Annotated in this window: 20 protein-coding genes; 8 read left to right on the top strand and 12 right to left on the bottom strand. The window is 71.1% G+C overall.

The genetic code is table 11. The features are described from left to right. Positions 1–11 precede the first annotated feature (11 nt). Genes dhaM through dhaK form a run of 3 tightly spaced genes read right to left on the bottom strand, consistent with a single transcriptional unit; the run spans position 12 to position 2,401 of the window. Positions 12–746 carry a dihydroxyacetone kinase phosphoryl donor subunit DhaM gene (dhaM, locus tag PED38_RS13965; protein ID WP_270981747.1) on the bottom strand — a complete coding sequence of 245 codons (735 nt, stop codon included), beginning with the start codon at positions 744–746 and terminating at the stop codon, positions 12–14. After that, positions 743–1,396: a dihydroxyacetone kinase subunit DhaL gene (gene dhaL / locus PED38_RS13960; protein WP_270981746.1), complete on the bottom strand. Its 654-nt coding sequence runs from the start codon at positions 1,394–1,396 to the stop codon at positions 743–745. Before dhaL ends, dhaM begins: the two co-directional genes overlap by 4 nt. A 3-nt stretch (positions 1,397–1,399) precedes the next feature. After that, positions 1,400–2,401, bottom strand: coding sequence for a dihydroxyacetone kinase subunit DhaK (gene dhaK / locus PED38_RS13955; protein WP_270981745.1), 1,002 nt, complete (start codon positions 2,399–2,401; stop codon positions 1,400–1,402). A 230-nt stretch (positions 2,402–2,631) separates the two neighbouring features. Between dhaK and PED38_RS13950 the strand changes: the two genes are divergently transcribed. Together PED38_RS13950 and glpK are read left to right on the top strand one after the other, a co-directional pair. Beyond that, positions 2,632–3,438 carry an MIP/aquaporin family protein gene (locus PED38_RS13950; protein WP_414146347.1) on the top strand — a complete coding sequence of 269 codons (807 nt, stop codon included), beginning with the start codon at positions 2,632–2,634 and terminating at the stop codon, positions 3,436–3,438. Positions 3,439–3,465: 27 nt separating this feature from the next. Then, a complete protein-coding gene (glpK, locus tag PED38_RS13945; protein ID WP_063071147.1) occupies positions 3,466–4,983 on the top strand; it encodes a glycerol kinase GlpK in 1,518 nt (505 codons plus the stop codon). A 96-nt stretch (positions 4,984–5,079) separates the two neighbouring features. Here glpK and PED38_RS13940 read toward each other — a convergent pair whose 3' ends face one another. Both PED38_RS13940 and trpD read right to left on the bottom strand, forming a co-directional pair. Continuing rightward, complete coding sequence (locus PED38_RS13940) at positions 5,080–5,826, bottom strand: SOS response-associated peptidase (protein WP_270981744.1); 747 nt, start codon at positions 5,824–5,826, stop codon at positions 5,080–5,082. Between the two features lie 46 nt (positions 5,827–5,872). After that, positions 5,873–6,928: an anthranilate phosphoribosyltransferase gene (trpD, locus tag PED38_RS13935; protein WP_270981743.1), complete on the bottom strand. Its 1,056-nt coding sequence runs from the start codon at positions 6,926–6,928 to the stop codon at positions 5,873–5,875. Between the two features lie 80 nt (positions 6,929–7,008). Between trpD and ctaE the strand changes: the two genes are divergently transcribed. The 5 genes from ctaE (at position 7,009) to PED38_RS13910 (ending at position 12,258) form a co-directional block, all read left to right on the top strand. Continuing rightward, on the top strand, positions 7,009–7,647 hold the full coding sequence (ctaE, locus tag PED38_RS13930) for an aa3-type cytochrome oxidase subunit III (RefSeq protein WP_081001874.1): 639 nt from the start codon (positions 7,009–7,011) through the stop codon (positions 7,645–7,647). Between the two features lie 26 nt (positions 7,648–7,673). Next, complete coding sequence (qcrC, locus tag PED38_RS13925) at positions 7,674–8,474, top strand: cytochrome bc1 complex diheme cytochrome c subunit (protein WP_063071144.1); 801 nt, start codon at positions 7,674–7,676, stop codon at positions 8,472–8,474. Between the two features lie 45 nt (positions 8,475–8,519). Next, positions 8,520–9,629, top strand: coding sequence for a cytochrome bc1 complex Rieske iron-sulfur subunit (gene qcrA, locus PED38_RS13920; RefSeq protein WP_063071143.1), 1,110 nt, complete (start codon positions 8,520–8,522; stop codon positions 9,627–9,629). Beyond that, positions 9,613–11,244, top strand: coding sequence for a cytochrome bc1 complex cytochrome b subunit (gene qcrB / locus PED38_RS13915; RefSeq protein WP_063071187.1), 1,632 nt, complete (start codon positions 9,613–9,615; stop codon positions 11,242–11,244). Before qcrA ends, qcrB begins: the two co-directional genes overlap by 17 nt. Positions 11,245–11,385: 141 nt before the next feature. Next, entirely contained in the window at positions 11,386–12,258 is an 873-nt protein-coding gene (locus PED38_RS13910; RefSeq protein ID WP_063071142.1) for a putative RNA methyltransferase, read from the top strand. A gap of 520 nt (positions 12,259–12,778) precedes the next feature. Here the strand turns inward: PED38_RS13910 and PED38_RS13905 are convergent. From PED38_RS13905 to PED38_RS13880, 6 genes are all read right to left on the bottom strand, one after another. Next, on the bottom strand, positions 12,779–13,216 hold the full coding sequence (locus PED38_RS13905; protein ID WP_063071141.1) for a GNAT family N-acetyltransferase: 438 nt from the start codon (positions 13,214–13,216) through the stop codon (positions 12,779–12,781). 4 nt (positions 13,217–13,220) lie between these two features. Continuing rightward, the gene (locus PED38_RS13900) at positions 13,221–13,637 is read right to left on the bottom strand and encodes a cytochrome c oxidase subunit 4 (RefSeq protein WP_063071140.1); all 417 of its coding nucleotides are present in this window, start codon (positions 13,635–13,637) and stop codon (positions 13,221–13,223) included. A 1-nt stretch (position 13,638) separates the two neighbouring features. Continuing rightward, the gene (gene ctaD, locus PED38_RS13895; protein ID WP_175345470.1) at positions 13,639–15,384 is read right to left on the bottom strand and encodes an aa3-type cytochrome oxidase subunit I; all 1,746 of its coding nucleotides are present in this window, start codon (positions 15,382–15,384) and stop codon (positions 13,639–13,641) included. 12 nt (positions 15,385–15,396) lie between these two features. Beyond that, a complete protein-coding gene (gene ctaC / locus PED38_RS13890; protein ID WP_063071139.1) occupies positions 15,397–16,308 on the bottom strand; it encodes an aa3-type cytochrome oxidase subunit II in 912 nt (303 codons plus the stop codon). A gap of 122 nt (positions 16,309–16,430) precedes the next feature. Next, positions 16,431–16,793, bottom strand: a complete 363-nt coding sequence (gene erpA / locus PED38_RS13885; RefSeq protein WP_045528243.1) for an iron-sulfur cluster insertion protein ErpA — start codon at positions 16,791–16,793, stop codon at positions 16,431–16,433. 127 nt (positions 16,794–16,920) lie between these two features. Next, positions 16,921–18,342, bottom strand: a complete 1,422-nt coding sequence (locus PED38_RS13880) for a dipeptidase (RefSeq protein ID WP_270981742.1) — start codon at positions 18,340–18,342, stop codon at positions 16,921–16,923. Between the two features lie 40 nt (positions 18,343–18,382). On the opposite strand from PED38_RS13880, the gene PED38_RS13875 reads away from it, so the two are divergent. Then, positions 18,383–18,979: a DUF3043 domain-containing protein gene (locus PED38_RS13875; RefSeq protein ID WP_081234903.1), complete on the top strand. Its 597-nt coding sequence runs from the start codon at positions 18,383–18,385 to the stop codon at positions 18,977–18,979. Between the two features lie 51 nt (positions 18,980–19,030). On the opposite strand, the gene PED38_RS13870 is transcribed toward PED38_RS13875, so the two are convergent. After that, positions 19,031–20,065 carry a quinone-dependent dihydroorotate dehydrogenase gene (locus tag PED38_RS13870; RefSeq protein WP_063071136.1) on the bottom strand — a complete coding sequence of 345 codons (1,035 nt, stop codon included), beginning with the start codon at positions 20,063–20,065 and terminating at the stop codon, positions 19,031–19,033. Positions 20,066–20,126: the final 61 nt, after the last annotated feature.

The following is a 20,126-nucleotide window of genomic DNA, read 5'->3' as shown; positions in this document are numbered from 1 at the left end:
GACGCCGCGGGTCAGGCCTCGCCGAACCCCGAGTCGATGAGCTCGACCAGCGCCGTGACGGCCTCCTCCGCGTCGTCGCCGGTGGCCTCGATGACGACGTGCGCGCCGCGCGTGAGCCCGAGCGCCATGACGCCCAGGAGCGACGCGGCGTTCTGCCCGTTGACCGTGATCGCCGACGAGTAGCCCGCGGCGCGCGTGACGAAGTCCGCCGCCGGGCGCGCGTGCAGCCCGTCGCGGTTCACGAGCACGGCCTCGCCGCGCACCGTGCCGGCGCCTCCCGCGGGGGCTGGCTCCGTGCCGTCGGCGCGCGGATCCGGGGCGAGCCCGGCGTCGGCGTCCTCCGCGGCGTCCGCGCTCGCGGCCGAGGCGGCCGCCGCAGCCACCTCCTCGAGGGTCCCGCCGGTCTCGGCGGCCACCGCAGCGGCCACCGCGCCCTCCACGAGCGGCGCGCGGACCACCACGACGCGGGCGCGGGCGTCGTCGTCCAGGAGGTCGACCGCGGTCTCGGCGGTGAGGTACGCGGATCCGAGGTCGGCCAGCACGACGACCCCGTCGCCGCCCTCCGCCCAGGCGAGCGCCTGGGCGACCACGTCGAAGCTCGTGCCGATGCCGGCGTCGTCGAGGGTGCCGTCGCCGGATCCGCCCGCGGGGACGAGCGCGACGGTCGGCGCCATCTGGCGCGCGAGGTCGACGAGGCCGTGGGCGATCAGGGCGCTGTGCGAGACGAGGACCAGCCCGACGCTCACGACGCGGCCCCCTCGGCGTCGCGGGCGGTCGAGGCCGCCGCCCGGAGGATCAGCGCGGACGACTGGGCCCCGGGATCGCGATGCCCGACCGCGCGCTCGCCCAGGTAGGAGGCCCGGCCCTTGCGCGCGACGAGCTGCTCGGTCGCCTCCGCGCCGCGCTCGGCCGCGTCGGCCGCGGCGGCGAGCACGTCGGCCGGAGCGGTCCCCGCGTCGGCGGCGGCGCGCGCGGCCTCGGCGGCGGGACCCCAGGCGTCGACCATGGTCTTGTCCCCCCGCTCGGCCTTGCCGCGGAGCACGATCCCGCCGACCGCGGCCTCGAGCAGGTCGGCCAGCGCGGCCCCGTCGAGGTCGACGCGGCCGGCGACGGCGGCGGACGCCTTGAGGTATGCCGTGCCGAGGAGCGGGCCGGATGCGCCGCCCACGGTGGAGATCAGCGTGGTCGCGACGGCCTTCAGCGCGTCGGCCGGCGTCGCGTCCGCGGCGAGCGCGGGGAGCTTCGCGACCACGGCGCTGAATCCGCGGTCGAGGTTCTCGCCGTGGTCGCCGTCGCCGATCTCGCGGTCGAGGGCGATGAGGTCGCCCCGCCGCTCGGCGATCACGCGCGCCGCCTCCGTGGTCCAGGCCACGACCCAGTCGGTCCCGAGTGCCATCTGCTACCTCCCCCACCGCAGGGCGGCGGTCTGCACGGGCGAGTCCCACAGCTCGGTGAGCTCGTCGTCGAGCAGCAGCACCGTGAGGGACAGGCCCTCCATGTCGAGGGCCGTGACGTAGTCTCCCACGAGGCTCCGCGCGACGGTCAGCCCGGCCTCGCGCAGCACGGCGGCCGCGCGGGCGTAGGCGATGTAGAGCTCCGAGAGCGGCGTCGCGCCCATCCCGTTCACCAGCAGGAGCACGCGGCTCCCCGCCGGCGCGGCCAGGTCCTCCAGCACCGGGTCGAGCAGCCGGTCGACGATCGCGTCCACGGGCTCGAGCGGCAGCTTCACGCGGCCGGGCTCGCCGTGGATCCCGATGCCGACCTCCATCTCGTCGTCCTCGAGCGCGAAGCTCGGCTCGCCGGCGTGCGGGACGGTGCACGCGCGGATGGCGACGCCCATGCTGCGCACCTGCCCGATCACCCGCTCGGCGATGGCGGCCACGGCGTCGAGGTCGTCCCCGCGCTCCGCCGCGGCCCCCGCGATGCGCTCCACGAGCACGGTGCCGGCGACCCCGCGGCGGCCGGCCGTGTACAGCGAGTCGGTCACCGCGACGTCGTCGTCCACGACGACGGTCCGCACGCGCACGCCCTCCGCCTCGGCGAGCTCGGCCGCCGTCTCGAAGTTGAGGACGTCGCCCGTGTAGTTCTTGACGATGTGCAGGACGCCCGCGCCGGCGTCGACCGCGAGCGTGGCCGCGACGACGGGATCCGGCGTGGGGCTCGTGAACACCGGGCCGGGCACCGCGGCGTCCAGCATCCCGTGCCCGACGAAGCCCAGGTGCAGGGGCTCGTGCCCGCTGCCGCCGCCGCTCACGAGGGCGACCCGTCCGGGGCGGGTCGGCTCCGCGCGTCGGACGTGCAGCGGGTCCGCGTTCAGGCGCACGAGATCGGCGTGCGCGGCGGCGAACCCCGCGACCGCCTCCTCGGCGACGGTCCTCGGGTCGTTGATCAGCTTCTTCACTGCGGCTCCTCGCGGGTCGCGGGCGGCGCGCGGGCCCCCGGGCGTCCGAGCCGGATCGAGGAACGGGACTCGGTCGGCGGCGACTCGGGTGCGTGCTCAACATACGCCCGGCGGCGAGCGCGGCACAGGTCGGCACCGGTGCCGGCGGAGCGGCCGGAAGCGCGTCGCGGAGCGGCCAGGCGGGGACGGGCCACCGGCTGCCCCGGCATTAGATTGGAAGGACCGCGATGATGCGGCAGAGGTCGTACCCGCGCCTCGACGAACGATCGGAGCACCACTCAGTGGATCAACTCAGAACGATATTCCTGTCGGAGACGGTGGGCACCGCCCTCCTCGTCCTCCTGGGATGCGGAGTCGTGGCGAACGTCGCGCTCATCAAGTCGAAGGGCCTCGCCGGAGGCACCCTCATGGTCAACTTCGGCTGGGGCCTCGCGGTCTTCGCCGGTGTGACCGTCTCGTACGCGTCCGGCGCGCACCTCAACCCGGCCGTGACGCTGGGCCTCCTCGCCGCCGGCAAGATCGAGGACGTCGCGAGCGTCCCCGTCTACATCCTCGCCCAGATGGTGGGCGCCATCATCGGCGCCGTCTTCTGCTGGCTCGCCTACAAGCAGCACTTCGACGAGGAGCCCGACGCGGCCACCAAGCTCGGCGTCTTCTCGACCGGCCCGTCCATCCGCAACTACGGCTGGAACCTCGTCACGGAGATCATCGGCACGTTCGTGCTGGTCATCGTGATCCTCGGCTTCAGTCTCGCGAACCACCCCGACGCGTCCGCGGCCACCCCCGCCGGCCTCTCGGCGCTCGGCGCCATCCCCGTCGCCCTCCTCGTGGTCGGCATCGGCGCGTCCCTCGGCGGACCGACCGGCTACGCCATCAACCCGGCCCGCGACCTCGGCCCCCGCATCGCGCACGCGATCCTCCCCATCAAGGGCAAGGGCCCGAGCGACTGGTCCTACGCCTGGGTCCCCGTCGTGGGCCCGGCCATCGGCGGCCTGCTCGCCGGCCTCGCGTCCTACGCGCTGCTCCCCATCATCTAGAACCCCGAACCCCACAGGAGAGACCACATGAGCGAGAAGTACATCGTCGCCATCGACCAGGGCACCACCAGCACGCGCGCCATCGTGTTCGACCACGCCGGGTCCATCGTGTCCACCGGCCAGCTCGAGCACGAGCAGATCTTCCCCCGCGCCGGCTGGGTCGAGCACGACCCGATGGAGATCTGGCGCAACACGCGCGAGGTCATCGGCCAGGCGCTGTCCAAGGCCGACATCACCCGCCACGACGTCGAGGCCGTGGGCATCACCAACCAGCGCGAGACCGCCGTCGTGTGGGACCGCACCACGGGCAAGCCCGTCTACAACGCCATCGTCTGGCAGGACACCCGCACGCAGAAGATCGTCGACCGGCTCGCGGCCGACGGCGGCGTCGAGCGCTTCAAGCCCACCGTCGGGCTGCCGCTCGCCACCTACTTCTCCGGCACCAAGATCGTCTGGATCCTGGAGAACGTCGAGGGCGCGCGCGCGAAGGCCGATGCCGGCGAGCTGATGTTCGGCACGACCGACACCTGGGTCCTCTGGAACCTCACGGGCGGCACCGACGGCGGCGTCCACGTCACCGACGTGACCAACGCCTCCCGCACGCTCTTCATGGACCTCGAGACCCTGCAGTGGGACGACGGGATCCTGGAGGCCTTCGACGTGCCGCGCTCGATGCTCCCCGAGATCAAGAGCTCCTCCGAGGTCTACGGCCAGGTCGAGTCCTCGAGCCTCCTCCGCGAGGTGCCCATCGCGGGCATCCTCGGCGACCAGCAGGCGGCCACGTTCGGCCAGGCCGCGTTCGACCAGGGCGAGTCGAAGAACACGTACGGCACCGGCAACTTCCTGATCTTCAACACCGGCACCGACATCATCCACTCGCAGAACGGCCTCCTCACGACGCTCGGCTACAAGCTGGGCGACGCGGAGCCGCACTACGCGCTGGAGGGATCCATCGCGGTCACGGGCTCGCTCGTGCAGTGGATGCGCGACAACCTCGGCCTCGTGTCGAGCGCCGCGGAGATCGAGACCCTCGCCGCCACGGTCGAGGACAACGGCGGGGTGTACTTCGTGCCCGCGTTCTCGGGCCTGTTCGCGCCGTACTGGCGCTCGGACGCGCGAGGCGCGCTCGTCGGCCTCACGCGCTACGTGAACAAGGGCCACATCGCCCGGGCCGCGCTGGAGGCCACGGCGTTCCAGACGCGCGAGGTGCTGGATGCGGTCAACGCCGACTCGGGCGTCGACCTCACCGAGCTCAAGGTCGACGGCGGCATGATCGCCAACAACCTGCTCATGCAGTTCCAGGCCGACATCCTCGGCGTGCCCGTCGTCCGCCCCGTCGTCGCGGAGACCACGGCGCTCGGCGCCGCGTACGCCGCGGGCCTCGCCGTCGGGTTCTGGAAGGACCTCGACGACCTGCGCAGCAACTGGCAGGAGGACAGCCGCTGGACGCCCGACATGGACGACGCCGAGCGCGAGCGTCAGCTGCGCCTCTGGAAGAAGGCCGTCACGAAGACCTTCGACTGGGTCGACGACGACGTGCAGTAGGCCGCACCCGCACGATCCGCACGCCCCGTCGCCCCTCGGTGACGGGGCGTGCGTCGTCCCACGGGCACCGGCGACGGGCATCGGCCGCCCGCGCGCTCAGAGGAGCGTCGGCTGCCCGCCGCCCGCGGGGACGTCGTCCACCGGCGCGATCAGGTCCCGCCCGTCGTTCCGGACGCTGTTGACCCGGGTGGAGACCCGGCGCGGCACGAGGCGCGGCTCGGGCAGCGACGCGAGCAGGTGCCGCACGTCGTCGACCGCCGCCGTCCCGACGTCGAGCCAGTCGTCCAGCCGGTCGCGCGGGACGATCACCGGCGTGCGGTCGTGGATGCGCCCGAGCGCGTCGCTCGCGGCGGACGTGAGGATCGCGAGGCTCCGCAGCCACGCGCCGGGCTGCCCGTCGGCCACCGCGGGGTCGCGCCAGTGCTCGTACACGGCGGCGAAGGCGAGGGGACCCTCGTCCTCGGCATGCAGGTACACCGGCAGCTTCCCCTCGGCGGTCGCCTGCCACTCGTAGTACCCGTCGGCCGGCACGATCGCGCGCCGTGCGAGCACGGCCTTCCGGAAGGCGGGCTTCTCCGTCACGGTCTCGACCCGGGCGTTGATGAGCGGCGGGCCCTGCGGCGACCGGGCCCACGGGGGCACGATCCCCCACCTCGCGCTGGCGAGCACGCGGCGGGTGCCGCCGTCGGCGTCCGCGCGCGGCCGGCGATCGGCGATCAGACGCACCTCCGTGGTCGGCGCCACGTTCCACGACGCCGGCGGGTCGTCGCCTTCCACGTCGTCGACCGCCCAGTCCCCGACGAGGTCGCCCGTCGCCCGCGCCACCACGAATCTCCCGCACATGCGACCATCATCCGCCGTGCCCGCGACATCGCCGGTCGCGGGCGGATCAGGCGCGGGTCGCGGCCGCCCACTCCCCGAGCTTGGCGGCCGCCAGGCCCGAGTCCACGGCGTCGGCGGCGACGACGAGCTTCTCGCGGAGCCGCTGCGCCATGGGCTGCTGCACGCGCGTGGGATCGCCCATGAGGTCGAAGGCCTCGAGCCCCGCCGCCGCGTTGAGCAGCACGACGTCGCGCTGCGGACCCGGCTCCCCCGCGAGCACCCGTCGGATGACGGCGGCGTTCTCCTCTATCCCCTCACCGAGGAGCGCCTCGATGGGCGCGCGCGGGATGCCGAGCTCGAGCGGGTCGAGATCGTGCTCGACCACGGCTCCGCGGCTGACCTCCCAGATGTGGCTGTGGCCCGTGGTGGTCAGCTTGTCGATCCCGTCGTCACCCCGGAACACGAGCGCCGTCGCCCCCCGGGTGCGGAACACGCCGACGAGGAGCGGCACGCGGGTCAGGTCCGCCACGCCGACGGCGGACGCCTCCGGCCGCGCCGGGTTGCAGAGCGGCCCCAGCACGTTGAAGAGCGTGGAGATGCCGAGCTCGCGTCGCGTCGCGGCGGCGTGGCGGAACCCGGGGTGGAAGAGCGCCGCGTGGGCGTAGGTGATGCCCGTCTCGCGGAGCACCTCCCCCACGCGCTCGGGCGTGATCGTGAGGTCGACGCCGAGGGCCGTCAGCACGTCGGAGGCGCCCGAGGCCGAGCTCGCCCCGCGGTTGCCGTGCTTGATGACGGGGACGCCCGCGGAGGCGGCGATCACGGCGGCGACCGAGGAGATGTTGAGGACCGCGCCGTAAGGGTCCCCTCCCGTGCCCACGATGTCGAGGGCACGCGGATCCGCGTCGAGCGGCAGGGCCTCCTCGAGCACCGCGTCCCGGAACCCGACGATCTCATCGACCGTCTCGCCGGCCGCGCGGAGCGCCACCAGCAGCCCCCCCAGCTGGGCGGGCGTGGCCTCGCCCCGCATCACCTGGCGCATCGCCCACGTCGACTCCGCGACGGACAGGTGGCCCCCCTCGATCAGGGCGGTGATGAGCGCGGGCCATGTGGGGGCGGAGGGCATGCGGATCAGCCTAACGAGAGGCTGGATCGGATCTCACGGGCGGCCCGGGTGGGCGTCGGGTGTCGTCGGCCTGGGTCATAATGGAACCTGTGACGACCACCTCAATCTCCCCTGCATCCACCGCGCCGGTGGTGAACCGGCCGAACACGGTCGCCGTCGGCACCATCGTGTGGCTCGGCAGCGAGGTGATGTTCTTCGCGGGCCTCTTCGCGATCTACTTCACCCTCCGCTCCACGTCCGGCGCCCTCTGGGAGTTCGAGGCAGGCCGCCTCAACGTGCCCTTCTCGCTGGTGAACACCCTCATCCTCGTGTCGAGCTCGTTCACCTGCCAGTTCGGCGTCTTCGCGGCGGAGCGCCTGCAGGCGCGGGCCACCGGATGGAAGCCCAGCCAGTGGGGCACGGTCGAGTGGTTCTTCCTCACCTACGCCCTCGGCGCCATCTTCGTCGTCGGCCAGATCTTCGAGTACGCCACCCTCGTCACCGAGGGAATCACGCTCAGCAGCAATGCCTACGGCTCGGCGTTCTACATGACCACGGGCTTCCACGGCCTCCACGTCACGGGCGGTCTCATCGCCTTCCTCCTCGTCATCGGGCGCATCTTCGCTGTCCGGTCGATGGGGCACAGGGAGGCGACGAGCGCCATCGTCGTGTCCTACTACTGGCACTTCGTCGACGTGGTCTGGATCGGGCTCTTCCTGGTCATCTACGTCCTCAAATAGCACCGAGCGGGAGCAACAACCACAGCATGAGCACCACGACAGCACGCGCCCGCCGCACCGGCCGCCGCAGCCCCCTGACCACCGTCGCCCTCCTCGCCATCGGCCTGCTCTTCACGGGCGGGGCCTACGCACTGATCCAGACGGGCACCGCCTCGGCCCAGGTCGACCTCAAGAGCGCGCAGACCATCGACGAGGGCCAGAAGCTCTTCGGCTCGAACTGCGCCACCTGCCACGGCATGGACGCCACGGGCACGGGCGTCGCCCCGAGCCTCATCGGCGTCGGCGCCGCGTCGGTCGACTTCCAGGTCGGCACGGGTCGCATGCCCCTCCAGGCCACCACGGTCCAGGCGGAGGAGAAGCCGACGCAGTTCACGGACGACCAGGTCAAGGAGCTCGCCGCCTACGTCGCGTCGCTCGCCCCCGGACCTGCGATCCCGGCGAGCCAGTACCTCGACGGGCAGGGCGACCCCGCGAACGGCGCCGAGCTCTTCCGCATCAACTGCGCGATGTGCCACAACGTGGCGGGGGCCGGAGGCGCCCTCACCGAGGCGAAGTTCGCCCCGAGCCTCAAGGGCGTGGACCCGGTGCACATCTACGAGGCCATGGTCACCGGCCCGCAGAACATGCCGGTCTTCAACGACACGAACATCTCCCCCGAGGACAAGCGCGACATCATCACGTCGCTCCAGTACATCGAGCAGAACAGCAACGTCGGCGGCGCGGACCTCGGCGGGCTCGGCCCGGTCTCCGAGGGGCTCTTCATGTGGATCTTCGGCCTCGGCGGCATCGTCGCCCTGACCGTGTGGCTCACCGCCAAGTCCAACTGACGCCCGCATCGATGACCCGCACCAGAACACACGAGAGGCACGCACATGGCACACGACGATAAGGACGAGTCGGGCGTCGTCCCCGCGGGCTACGACGCCGGCGAGCTCGAGTCCGCGGGCCGTGACGTCGTCCTCCCGGGCGGCACCGCCGTCGCCACGCGCGACGCGTTCCAGAACCCCGGCTTCCCGGAGCACCGCCTCCGCGTCACCGACAAGGACCCGAAGAAGGCGCAGACGGCCGAGCGCGTCGTCTACACCTGGTTCTACCTGTCCATCGTCGGCAGCGTCTTCGCCATCGGCGCCTACTTCGGCTTCCCGATCTACGCGGACGACCCGGGCAGCGTACGGCTCAACAACCTGTTCCTCGGCATCGGCATCGCCCTGGCGCTGCTCAGCCTGGGCATCGGCGCGATCCACTGGTCGAAGGCGCTCATGAGCGACCACGAGCTGATCGACGAGCGGCACCCGCAGGGCGGCTCCCCCGCCACGCAGGCGCGCGCCGTCGAGATCTTCGCCCAGGCGAACGAGGAGTCCGGCTTCGGTCGCCGCTCGCTCATCCGCAACAGCCTCATCGGCGCCCTCGTGGCCTTCCCGCTCCCCGCGGTCGTGCTGTTCCGCGACCTCTACCCGGGCAGCGCCGAGGAGCCCGCCTCCGCCCTCAGCCACACGATGTGGAAGGCCGGCGAGGTCCTCACGCGCGATCCGTCCGGCACGCCCATCAAGGCGTCCGACGTCACCATCGGCTCCGCGTTCCACGTCATCCCCGCGTCCCTCATGGACCTGGAGGAGGGCAAGCTCGAGGAGAAGGCCAAGGCCGCGGTGCTGCTCATGCGCCTGCGTCCCGAAGACCTGGTCGAGCTGCCGGAGCGCAAGGGCTGGTCGTACGACGGCATCGTCGCCTACTCCAAGGTCTGCACGCACGTGGGATGCCCGGTGGCGCTCTACGAGCAGCAGACCCACCATCTGCTCTGCCCCTGCCACCAGTCCCAGTTCGACGTGACCAACCACTGCGAGGTCATCTTCGGACCTGCCAAGCGGCCCCTGCCGCAACTGCCCATCGCCGTCAACGACGAGGGCTACCTCATTGCACAGAGTGATTTCACCGAGCCCGTAGGGGCGAGTTTCTGGGAGCGTCGTGGTGACTACAACAGCTGATCCGACCACGACGGGTGCCGCCGCGCCCGCCGCCACGAGCGGGGGCGGCCTCACCGCCGCCGCCGCCACCTACCTCGACGAGCGCACCAGCGTCAGCGTCGCCGTCAAGGAGTTCGGGCGCAAGATCTTCCCGGACCACTGGTCCTTCATGCTCGGCGAGGTGGCGCTGTACAGCTTCGTCGTCATCCTGCTCACGGGCACGTGGCTGACGTTCTTCTTCAACCCCTCCATGGCGGAGACGCACTACGCCGGCTCCTACGCGCCCCTCAAGGGCGTCGAGATGTCCGTCGCCATGTCGTCGTCGCTCGACATCTCGTTCGACATCCGCGGCGGCCTGCTCATGCGGCAGATCCACCACTGGGCGGCGCTGCTCTTCGTCGCCTCCATCGGCCTGCACATGCTGCGCATCTACTTCACCGGTGCGTTCCGCAAGCCGCGCGAGCTCAACTGGTTCATCGGCTTCGTCCTGTTCATCCTGGCGATGGCCGAGGGCTTCACGGGCTACTCGCTCCCCGACGACCTGCTCTCCGGCAACGGCCTGCGGATCATCGACGGCATGGTCAAGGGCATCCCGGTGATCGGCACGTGGATCTCGTTCCTCCTCTTCGGCGGCGAGTTCCCGGGCACGCACATCATCCCGAGGCTGTACACGCTGCACATCCTGCTGCTGCCCGCGATCCTCGTCGCGTTCCTCGCGCTCCACCTCCTGTTCGTGGTCGTGCACAAGCACACCCAGTTCGCCGGTCCCGGCCGCACGAACGAGAACGTGGTCGGTGTGCCGGTCCTCCCGACCTTCGCGGCCAAGGCCGGCGGCTTCTTCTTCGTCGTCTTCGGCGTGATCGTGGTCATGGCGTCGTTCTTCACCATCAACCCGATCTGGAACTACGGGCCCTACGACCCGTCACCGGTGTCCGCGGGAACGCAGCCCGACTGGTACATCGGCTTCGCGGACGGCGCCCTGCGCCTCGTCCCGCCGGGACTCGAGTTCGTGCTGTTCGACCACACGTTCTCGTTCAACATCATCCTGCCCATCACGGTCCTGGGCCTGTTCATCGTGCTCGTCGCGCTCTACCCCTTCATCGAGGCGTGGATCACGGGCGACAAGCGCGAGCACCACATCCTCGACCGTCCGCGCAACGCCCCGACGCGCACCGCGATCGGCGCCGCCGGCGTCACGTTCTACGCGGTCCTCTGGTCTGCCGCGAGCTCCGACCTCATCGCCACGCACTTCAAGGTGTCGATGGAGGGTGTCATCCACACCCTGCAGGCGCTCCTGATCCTCGGACCGGTCATCGCCTACCAGGTCACGAAGCGCATCTGCCTGGCGCTCATGAAGAAGGACCGCGAGATCGCCCTCCACGGGGTCGAGTCGGGCCGCATCGTGAAGCTCCCCGGCGGGGAATTCATCGAGGTGCACGAGCAGCTCGACGAGTACGAGCGCTGGCGCCTGGTGAGCTTCGACGACTACAAGCCGCTCATGATCCGCCCGGACAGCCGTGGACGCATCACGGTCAACCAGCGGGCCCGCGCGGCGCTGTCGAAGTGGTTCTTCGAGGACCGCATCTCCCCGGTCACCACCAAGGACGTCGAGCGCAGCCACGGCGACCACCACTAGCAGCACCCGCTCGGATTGATCCCGGGCACGACCGAGAGCCGGTCCGGCATCACGCCGGATCGGCTCTCGTGCGTCCACGGCCCCATCGCCCGACGCACGACCCCTGTCACGCGTCACAGCCGTCCGCCTCGAGGAGCGCCCGTGGATCTCGATCGTCTCGCTGCCTGGCTCCGCTGCCCGATGTGCCGCGAGGACCTGACGGCCGTGCCTCCCCTGGCCCTCCGCTGCGCGAACGGGCACGCCTTCGATGCGAACAAGCGCGGCTACGCCTCCCTCCTGCCGGCCGGAACGCGCGTCACCGGTGACACCGCCGACATGCTGTCCGCGCGCGACCGCTTCCTCGAGGGCGGGCACTACTCCCCCATCTCCGACGGGATCGCGGACGCACTCGACCTCGGCCGCGACGCGGCGCGGCGCGAGAGCGGTCCCCGACGGATCCTCGACGCCGGGTGCGGGACGGGCCACTACCTGCGCACCCTCCTCGACCGCGTGCCGTCAGCGCACGGTCTCGCGGCGGACCTGTCGGTCGACGCCGTGCGTGCGGCAGTGCGCGGTCGGCACGACGTCGACGGGCTCGTCGCCGACACCTGGGCGGGTCTACCCGTCCGGGACGGTGTCGCGGATCTCCTGCTCGACGTGTTCGCCCCTCGGAACATGCGCGACTTCCACCGGGTCCTGGTGCCCGACGGCCTCCTCCTGATCGTCGCGCCGGGACCCGAGCACCTCCGTCAGCTGCGCGAGGCCGGCCGCGCGGTCGGGATCCAGGCCGACAAGCGCGAGCGGATACTGGCCTCGGCCGCGCCGCTCTTCGAACCCCTGTCCGAGACCCTCATCCGCCACGACCTCGTGCTGGGCGCCGACGACGTCGATCGCCTCCTCGGGATGGGGCCGTCAGCGCACCACCGCGATCCGCGCGACGGATCCCCGCCCCTTCTAGAGGCCGGCTCGTCCCCCGTCACCCTCGACGTGACGATCCATCTGATGCGACGGTGCGACATCCAGGGCCCGGCCTGACGGCGGCCCGTGCCGGGAGCTCGCGTCCGGTCGCCACGCGCCGCGGCTCCCGTCGGCTATCCCCCGACTCCCCGAGGTGGAGGATCCCCGCCAGGTCAGCTTTCACGGGCTCGAAGGTCATCACCTCGCGGCGTGGCCACTGGCGGATGCGGGCCCGGCGGGCTGGACTGCGATGCTCGGGGACGACGTCCGCCTCCGTACGGGACCTCGGGCCGCGCGCCACGCACGATCGGCCCCAAGCCGGCCGGAGGAGGTCGCCGTCCGCCGGACGGCGGTACGCCTGGAGCAGCTGAGCTCTCCGCCCATCGCACGCGGATCTCATCCGCACTCAGGGCGGACGCCCGACGCTCCCTGCTGCCTCCGATACGTGCGCGTCGACGCGACTCACGGGATCCGTGCGTCCGCTGCTCGATCCCCCGACATGTCCTCCGGCTCGGAACGACCGCAGACGGGCCGGAACGCGAGACGCTCGGGACCGCAGTCGCGGCCCGGGCGTCTTCAGCGTCAGCGCCTCACCAGCTCAGCGAAGCAGCTTCTTGTAGAACTCCGCCGTCCGCTCGTAGCCGAGCCGCTTGTAGAACTCGCCGGCGCGTCGCGTGCTCATCGTGATCTGCCCGACGCCACGATCGCCGCAGAGGCGCTCGACCGCTCGGACCAGGGCCGAACCCGTGCCGGAGCTCCGCGCCTCCCCGTCGACGACGAGCTCCTCGAGGTGCGCGCTGAGGCCACCGGCGTAGAGCAGACGGCTGACGACGAGGTACGCGTATCCGACGACGCGGCCGGCATCCTCGGCGACCAGGAGCACGTCGCGACCGACGTCCTTGTTCGCCCGGAGGATGTGGAAGAACGTGACGTCGAAGTCGTCCCTGGTCGCCGGGGCGTTGATCATGTCGAGCTGCTGGCACAGGGCGAAGACGGCGTCTCCGTCGGAGGCCAGGGCGTGCCGGATGTCGACCATCGGATCAGCGGGCGAAGTAGCCGCGGTAGTACTCGTAGGTCCAGCCCACGAGCGCGATGATCGCGAGCCCACCGCCGATGATCGCGATCCAGATGCCGACGGCGAGGCCGAGGAACACGGACGCCGCACCGGCCGCGAGGATCACCGGCCACCAGCTCCACGGGCTGAAGAAGCCGAGCTCCGGATCGCCGTCATCGACGTTGGCGTCGCTGCGGTCCTCCGGGAGCTCCCCGTTCTGCGCGGCGTAGAGCCGAGCCACGAAGAAGCCGATGAACGCGGCCAGGACGCCCGAGAGCGCGATGGCCAGCGTGCCGACCCACTCGACCGTGTTCTGGTCGATGAGGTGCCAGATGGTGTACGCGGCCGCCGCGAGGACGAAGAAGACCGCGAGGATGTAGAAGAGGTTCCTATTGGCGCGCACGTCACTTCACCTTGTCGCTGGAGATGTCGTAGGTCGCGGCATCCGGAGCGTCCTTGGCAGGCCCGATGCCGACGGGGATGCCGGCTTCCGGGTGGTTCAGGTCGAAGGCCGGGGCCTCGGAGCGGATGCGCGGGATGGACGTGAAGTTGTGCCGCGGCGGCGGGCAGGACGTGGCCCACTCGAGCGAGCGGCCGTAGCCCCACGGGTCGTTGACCGTCACGCGCGGCGCGGTGCGGGCCGTGATCCACACGTTCAGGAAGAACGGGATCATCGACAGCGCGAGGATGCCGGCGCCGATGGTCGACAGCTGGTTCATCCAGGTGAAGTCGTCCTCGGGCTGGTAGGTCGCGTACCGACGCGGCATGCCCATGACGCCCAACCAGTGCTGGATGAGGAACGTGGTGTGGAAGCCGATGAACAGCAGCCAGAAGTGGACCTTGCCGAGACGCTCGTTGAGCATCGTGCCCGTCCACTTGGGCCACCAGAAGTAGAAGCCGGAGAACATGGCGAACACGACGGTGCCGAAGACCACGTAGTGGAAGTGCGCGACGACGAAGTACGTGTCCGAGACGTGGAAGTCGAGCGGCGGCGACGCCAGGATCACGCCGGTGAGACCGCCGAACGTGAACGTGATGAGGAAGCCGATGGCCCACAGCATGGGCGTCTCGAACGTGACCGAGCCGCGCCACATCGTGCCGATCCAGTTGAAGATCTTCACGCCGGTGGGCACCGCGATGAGCATGGTCATGAGCGAGAAGAACGGCAGCAGGACGGATCCGGTGACGTACATGTGGTGCGCCCACACCGTGACCGAGAGGGCCGCGATGGAGATGGTGGCGTACACGAGCGTCTTGTACCCGAAGATCGGCTTGCGGCTGAAGACCGGGAATACCTCGGACACGATGCCGAAGAACGGCAGCGCGATGATGTACACCTCGGGGTGGCCGAAGAACCAGAACAGGTGCTGCCACAGGATGGCGCCGCCGTTGGCGGGGTCGTAGATGTGCGCGTCGAAGATCCGGTCGGCGCCGAGGCCGAACAGCGCGGCGGCGAGCACCGGGAACGCCATCAGCACGAGGATCGACGTCACGAGGATGTTCCACGTGAAGATGGGCATCCGGAACATGGTCATGCCGGGGGCGCGCATGGTGATGATGGTCGTCACGAAGTTGACCGCCCCGAGGATGGTGCCGAAGCCGCTGAGCGCGAGCCCCATCACCCACAGATTGCCTCCCAACCCCGGTGAGAAGGTCGTGCTCGACAGCGGCGCGTACGCGAACCATCCGAACGAGGCGGCACCGGCCGGGGTGAGGAAGCCGGCGACCGCGATGAGCGAGCCGAAGTTGAACAGCCAGTACGCGAACGCGTTGAGGCGCGGGAACGCGACGTCCGGGGCGCCGATCTGCAGCGGCATGAGCACGTTGGCGAAGCCCGCGAACAGGGGCGTCGCGAACATGAGCAGCATGATCGTGCCGTGCATGGTGAAGAGCTGGTTGTACTGCTCCTTCGTCTCCACCACGTGCAGACCCGGCTCGAACAGCTGGGCGCGGATGACGAGCGCCATGACCCCGCCGAGGCAGAAGTAGAGGAACGAGGTGATCAGGTACAGGTACCCGATCGTCTTGTGGTCGGTGGAGGTGATCCAGTTGACCACGACGTTGCCCCGGCGTTCGGCCTTGCCGTTGCCGTCGAGGACCTTCGCCTGACCCGCGGGGATCGCGGTGGGACGGTTGAGGGTCGATGTCACGTTTCTGCTGCCCTACTCTTCGGACGACTCGGTGGTGGCCGGCACCTCGGTGCCGGGGAGGTTCTGCAGGCGGTCGTAGTCCTTGCCGAGGTCTCCTGCGAACCCGGCCGCCTTCTGCTTCTCGATGTAGGCGTTGTAGTCCTCGATGGACACGACCTTCACCTGGAACAGCATGAGGGAGTGGTACTCGCCGCAGAGCTCGGCGCAGTCGCCGTTGTAGGTGCCGATCCTCTGCGGGATGAACGACATGTAGTTCGTCTTGCCGGAGATGAGGTCCTTCTTGTAGAGGAAGTCCACCACCCAGAAGGAGTGCAGCGTGTCGCGCGTGTTGAGCTCCAGCTCGACCTTGGTGTTGACCGGCAGGTAGAGCGTGGGGAGCTTGGCCTTGTCGACGGCGCCCTGCGGGCCGTTCTCGGCCTCGACGGCCTGGACGCCCTGCTCGTAGGCGCCGCCCTCGAGGGTCTGGCCGGCCTCGGTCTGGCCGCCGAGGTAGTTGAAGTCCCACGCCCACTGCTTGCCGAAGACCTGGACCTTGACCTCGGGCTTGTCGAAGCGCGCCTCGATGGCGGCCTGGTCCTTGGCGGTGAAGGCGAAGAAGCCGAGCACGAGGATGAGGGGCACGATCGTGTAGAAGATCTCGATCGGCATGTTGTAGCGCATCTGCACCGGTAGGCCGGTCTGGCCCTTGCGGCGGCGGTAGACGACCGCTGCCCAGATGGTGAGGCCCCAGGTGAGCACGCCCACCGCGAGGAGGACGATCCAGGCCGTGACCCAGAGGCCGATGACCGAGTCGACGTGGTTCGTGGTGCCCGGCTCGGTGGGGAGGAAGCCCTGGAGCTGCTGCTGCGTGCACCCCGCGAGGAGTACCGAGATGCCTATGGCGACGGGGATCGTCAGCCAACGTTGACGGCGAGTGAAGCGCACGTGCAGACCCTTCGAAGAACCGGATGTGACGGGTTCCACCCTACGCGACAGGGAGCCGCCCGAAGGACGACTCCCTGCTCGAAGCCCGGTTCACCGGGCCGGATCGCTTACCGCTGCATGTGTCAGTGGAACGAGTCGCCGCAGGCGCACGAGCCGCCGGCGTTGGGGTTGTCGATGGTGAAGCCCTGCTTCTGGATGGTGTCCTCGAAGTCGATCGTCGCGCCGTCGAGGTAGGGGACGCTCATCTTGTCGACGATGACCTCGACGCCGTCGAAGTCGACCGTGGCGTCGCCGTCGAGCTCGCGCTCGTCGAAGTAGAGCTGGTAGATGAGGCCGGAGCAGCCGCCGGGCTGGACGGCGACGCGGAGGCGCAGGTCCTCGCGGCCCTCCTGCTGCAGCAGGCTCTTGACCTTGCTCGCGGCGGTGTCCGTGAGTCCGACGCGGTGGGCAGCCTGGGCGGCCTCGGTCAGCGTGGTGTCGGTCATGAGCACTCCTCGGGTGGTGGGATCTGCGGTCGGGCGACTCCGGTGGAGTCTACGTCGTGCAACCGCGGGAGTCACCCGGGTGTTCCCGCGGCCGGCGAGCATCTTCGCCGGACCCGACGGCCGGGGATCAGTCGCGACGTGCGATGCGGCTCAGCAGCACGGCCTCGCTGAGGATCGCCCGCTGCAGCACGCCCAGGTGCTGGGACTCGTTGGGGCTGTGCGCGCGGGTGTCGGGGTCCTCGACGCCGGTGACGAGGATCTGCGCGGACGGGAACGCCTCGACGAGGTCGGCGATGAACGGGATCGAGCCGCCGATGCCGGCCTGCACGGGTGCGCGGCCCCAGCCGGCGGTCATCGCGGCGGTCGCCTCGGCCATGGCCCATCCGGTCGTGTCGACGAGGAAGGGATCGCCCTGGTCGACGTCGCTGATCTCGACGTGCGCGCCGAAGGGACGGTGGGCCTGCATGTGCGCCTCGAGGGCGCGGTGCGCGTCGGCCGCGGTCTGGCCGGGCGCGATGCGCGCGCTGATCCGGACCGACACCTCCGGCAGCAGCGTGTTGCTCGCGTTCGCGACCGACGGGGCGTCGATGCCCGTCACCGTGATGGCGGGCTGCGCCCAGAGGCGGGTCAGGATCGGGCCCGTGCCCACCGGGGACACGCCCTCGAGCAGCGCGGCCTCCTCGGCGAGGCGGGCGTCGTCGTACTCGGGGGTGTCCATGTCCGCGGAGGAGAGGCCGGCGACGGCGACGGAGCCGTCGGCGTCCCAGAGCGAGTCGAGGAGGCGGACCGCGGCCATCATCGCGTCGGGGACGGCACCGCCGAACATACCGGAGTGCGACGCGTGGTCGAGCGTGCGGACGGTGAGGCGGAACGTGACGTTGCCGCGGAGCGCGATGGTGATGGAGGGGGTGTCGACGTCCCAGTTGTCGCTGTCCGCGACGACGATGACGTCGGCGGCCAGCGCGTCGTGGTGCTTCGCGAGGAAGTCGGAGAAGGAGCGGGACCCGGCCTCCTCCTCCCCCTCGATGAAGACCGCGAGGCCGAGGTCGAGGTCGTCGCCCTCCGCCTCGACGAGGGCGCGGATCGCCGCGACGTGCGTCATGATGCCCGCCTTGTCGTCCGAGGCGCCGCGCCCGTGCAGGCGGTCGCCGCGCAGGGTCGGCTCGAACGGCGGAGTATCCCAGTGCTCGTCCGCCCCGGGCGGCTGCACGTCGTGGTGCGCGTAGAGGAGGACCGTGGGCTTCCCGTTCCGCGGCGCCCGGGTCGCGAGGACGGCCGGCTGCCCGTCGTCGCCGGACGGGGTCGCGGCACGGTGGACGGAGACGTCGTCGAAGACGCCGAGCCCGGCGAGCAGTCCCGCGACGGCGTCCGCGCTGGCGGCCACGTGGGTGGGGTCGAAGGCCGGCCAGGACACCGAGGGGATGCGCACGAGAGCGGAGAGGTCGGCCACCGTGGCGGGGAACCCGCCCGCGACGGCCGCAGCGAGCCGGTCGACGGCCTCCTGGTCCGGGGCGGTCACGGCGTCTGCGGAGGTGTCGGGAGGCGTCATGCAGGTAATCTTAGATTCACTCCAGGCAAGGACGAGAGACGTGGCGAAGCAGCAGACACCCGCAGAGACCCCCTCCGAGACGACCGCTCCGGCGGGCGCCGAGGGCCGGACGGCCGACGGGAAGAAGGGCCCCACCCCCACCCGCCGGGAGCGCGAGGCCGCGAACCTGCGTCCGCTCGTCCCCCAGGACCGCAAGCTCGCCGCTCAGCAGAGCAAGGAGAAGGCGCGCGAGGCGCGCGCCCGGGCCAACGCCGGCATGGCGGCGGGAGACGAGCGGTACCTGCCCGTCCGCGACAAGGGACCGCAGAAGCGCTACGCCCGCGACGTCGTCGACGCCCGCTGGAGCGTCGGCGAGCTGCTGCTGCCCGTGATGGGCGTCGTCGTCGTGCTGACCTTCGTGCTGCCGACCAACATGGCCACGATCCCCCTGCTGTCGATCTACGCGTTCGTGCTGGCGGCCATCGTCGACGCGTACCTCACCGGCCGCCGCGTGCGAGCCGCGATCACCACGAGGGTCGGCGCGGACCGCGTCGAGCGCGGCATCCGCTGGTACACCGGCATGCGCACCATCCAGATGCGCCCGATGCGCCTGCCGAAGCCGCAGGTCAAGCGTCGCGAGAAGATCACGTTCGGCTGATCGCCGTCCGCGGGAGGCGGCCGCCAGCGGCAGCTCCGCGGGAGGCGGCCGTCAGCGGCCGCGGCGGATCCGCGCGAGCCCGGCGTTGACCGATCGGGCCCAGAGCGGCCCGCGGTAGAGGAACGCCGTGTAGCCCTGCACGAGGGTGGCACCCGCGTCGATGCGCGCCTGCACGTCCTCGGCCGTGTCGACCCCGCCGACCGAGATGATGCACGCATCGTCCGGCAGCACCCGGCGCAGGATCCCCAGCACCTCGAGCGCGCGCGAGGCCAGCGGCGCGCCGGACAGGCCGCCGGCCCCGGCCGCCGCGACGACGTCGGCATCCGTGCGGAGGCCCGCACGGGAGAGCGTGGTGTTCGTGGCGATGACGCCGGCCAGCCCCAGCTCCGTGGCGAGCCCGGCGATGCGCTCCACCTCGGCGTCCTGCAGGTCCGGGGCGATCTTCACGAGGACCGGCACGCCGTCGGCGGCGTCGCGGATGCTCGTGAGCAGCGGCCGGAGGAGCTCGATCTCCTGGAGCCCGCGGAGGCCGGGGGTGTTCGGCGAGCTGACGTTGACGGCGAGGTAGTCGGCGACGGGGGCGACCAGGCGCGTCGAACGCACGTAGTCCGCCACGGCGTCCTCGACCGCGACGGCGCGCGTCTTGCCGATGTTGACGCCGATGACGGGCCGGTCGCGCCGCGCGCGGAGGCGGCGGAGGCGGTCGGCGAGGGCGGCCGCTCCCCCGTTGTTGAACCCCATCCGGTTGATCACGGCGCGGTCCTCGATGAGGCGGAACAGGCGCGGCCGCGGGTTGCCCGGCTGCGCCAGGGCGGTGACCGTGCCGACCTCGACGTGGCCGAAGCCGAGCTGGCCCAGGCCGAGCACGGCCTGCGCGTCCTTGTCGAAGCCCGCGGCGACCCCGAACGGCGAGGGGAAGCGGAGCCCGAGGGCGTCCACCGCGAGTGACGGATCCGGTGCGGTCAGCCGCCGGGCGATCCAGCCGAAGCCGGACGGCGGGAGGAGGGCGATGGCCGTGGACGCGAGGTGGTGCGCGTCCTCCGGGTCCATGCGCGACAGGACCGTGCGGAAGAGGAGGGGATACATCGGCACCAGGCTAGCGGGTGCGGGCCCCGTCCCCCGCGGGCGCCCGCAGCCGGCGGGCGCC

The organism is Clavibacter sp. CT19 (assembly GCF_027858075.1).
Classification (GTDB): Bacteria; Actinomycetota; Actinomycetes; order Actinomycetales; family Microbacteriaceae; genus Clavibacter; species Clavibacter tessellarius_A.
This window is presented reverse-complemented; position numbering and strand designations above follow the sequence as displayed.

Coding starts and splice junctions, on each gene's coding strand:
- dhaL (WP_270981746.1), bottom strand. CDS start 1,396: ATGGCACTCGGGACCGACTGGGTCGTGGCCTGGACCACGGAGGCGGCG.
- PED38_RS13950 (WP_414146347.1), top strand. CDS start 2,632: ATGCGGCAGAGGTCGTACCCGCGCCTCGACGAACGATCGGAGCACCAC.
- glpK (WP_063071147.1), top strand. CDS start 3,466: ATGAGCGAGAAGTACATCGTCGCCATCGACCAGGGCACCACCAGCACG.
- PED38_RS13940 (WP_270981744.1), bottom strand. CDS start 5,826: ATGTGCGGGAGATTCGTGGTGGCGCGGGCGACGGGCGACCTCGTCGGG.
- trpD (WP_270981743.1), bottom strand. CDS start 6,928: ATGCCCTCCGCCCCCACATGGCCCGCGCTCATCACCGCCCTGATCGAG.
- ctaE (WP_081001874.1), top strand. CDS start 7,009: ATGGAACCTGTGACGACCACCTCAATCTCCCCTGCATCCACCGCGCCG.
- qcrC (WP_063071144.1), top strand. CDS start 7,674: ATGAGCACCACGACAGCACGCGCCCGCCGCACCGGCCGCCGCAGCCCC.
- qcrA (WP_063071143.1), top strand. CDS start 8,520: ATGGCACACGACGATAAGGACGAGTCGGGCGTCGTCCCCGCGGGCTAC.
- PED38_RS13905 (WP_063071141.1), bottom strand. CDS start 13,216: ATGGTCGACATCCGGCACGCCCTGGCCTCCGACGGAGACGCCGTCTTC.
- erpA (WP_045528243.1), bottom strand. CDS start 16,793: ATGACCGACACCACGCTGACCGAGGCCGCCCAGGCTGCCCACCGCGTC.
- PED38_RS13880 (WP_270981742.1), bottom strand. CDS start 18,342: ATGACGCCTCCCGACACCTCCGCAGACGCCGTGACCGCCCCGGACCAG.
- PED38_RS13870 (WP_063071136.1), bottom strand. CDS start 20,065: ATGTATCCCCTCCTCTTCCGCACGGTCCTGTCGCGCATGGACCCGGAG.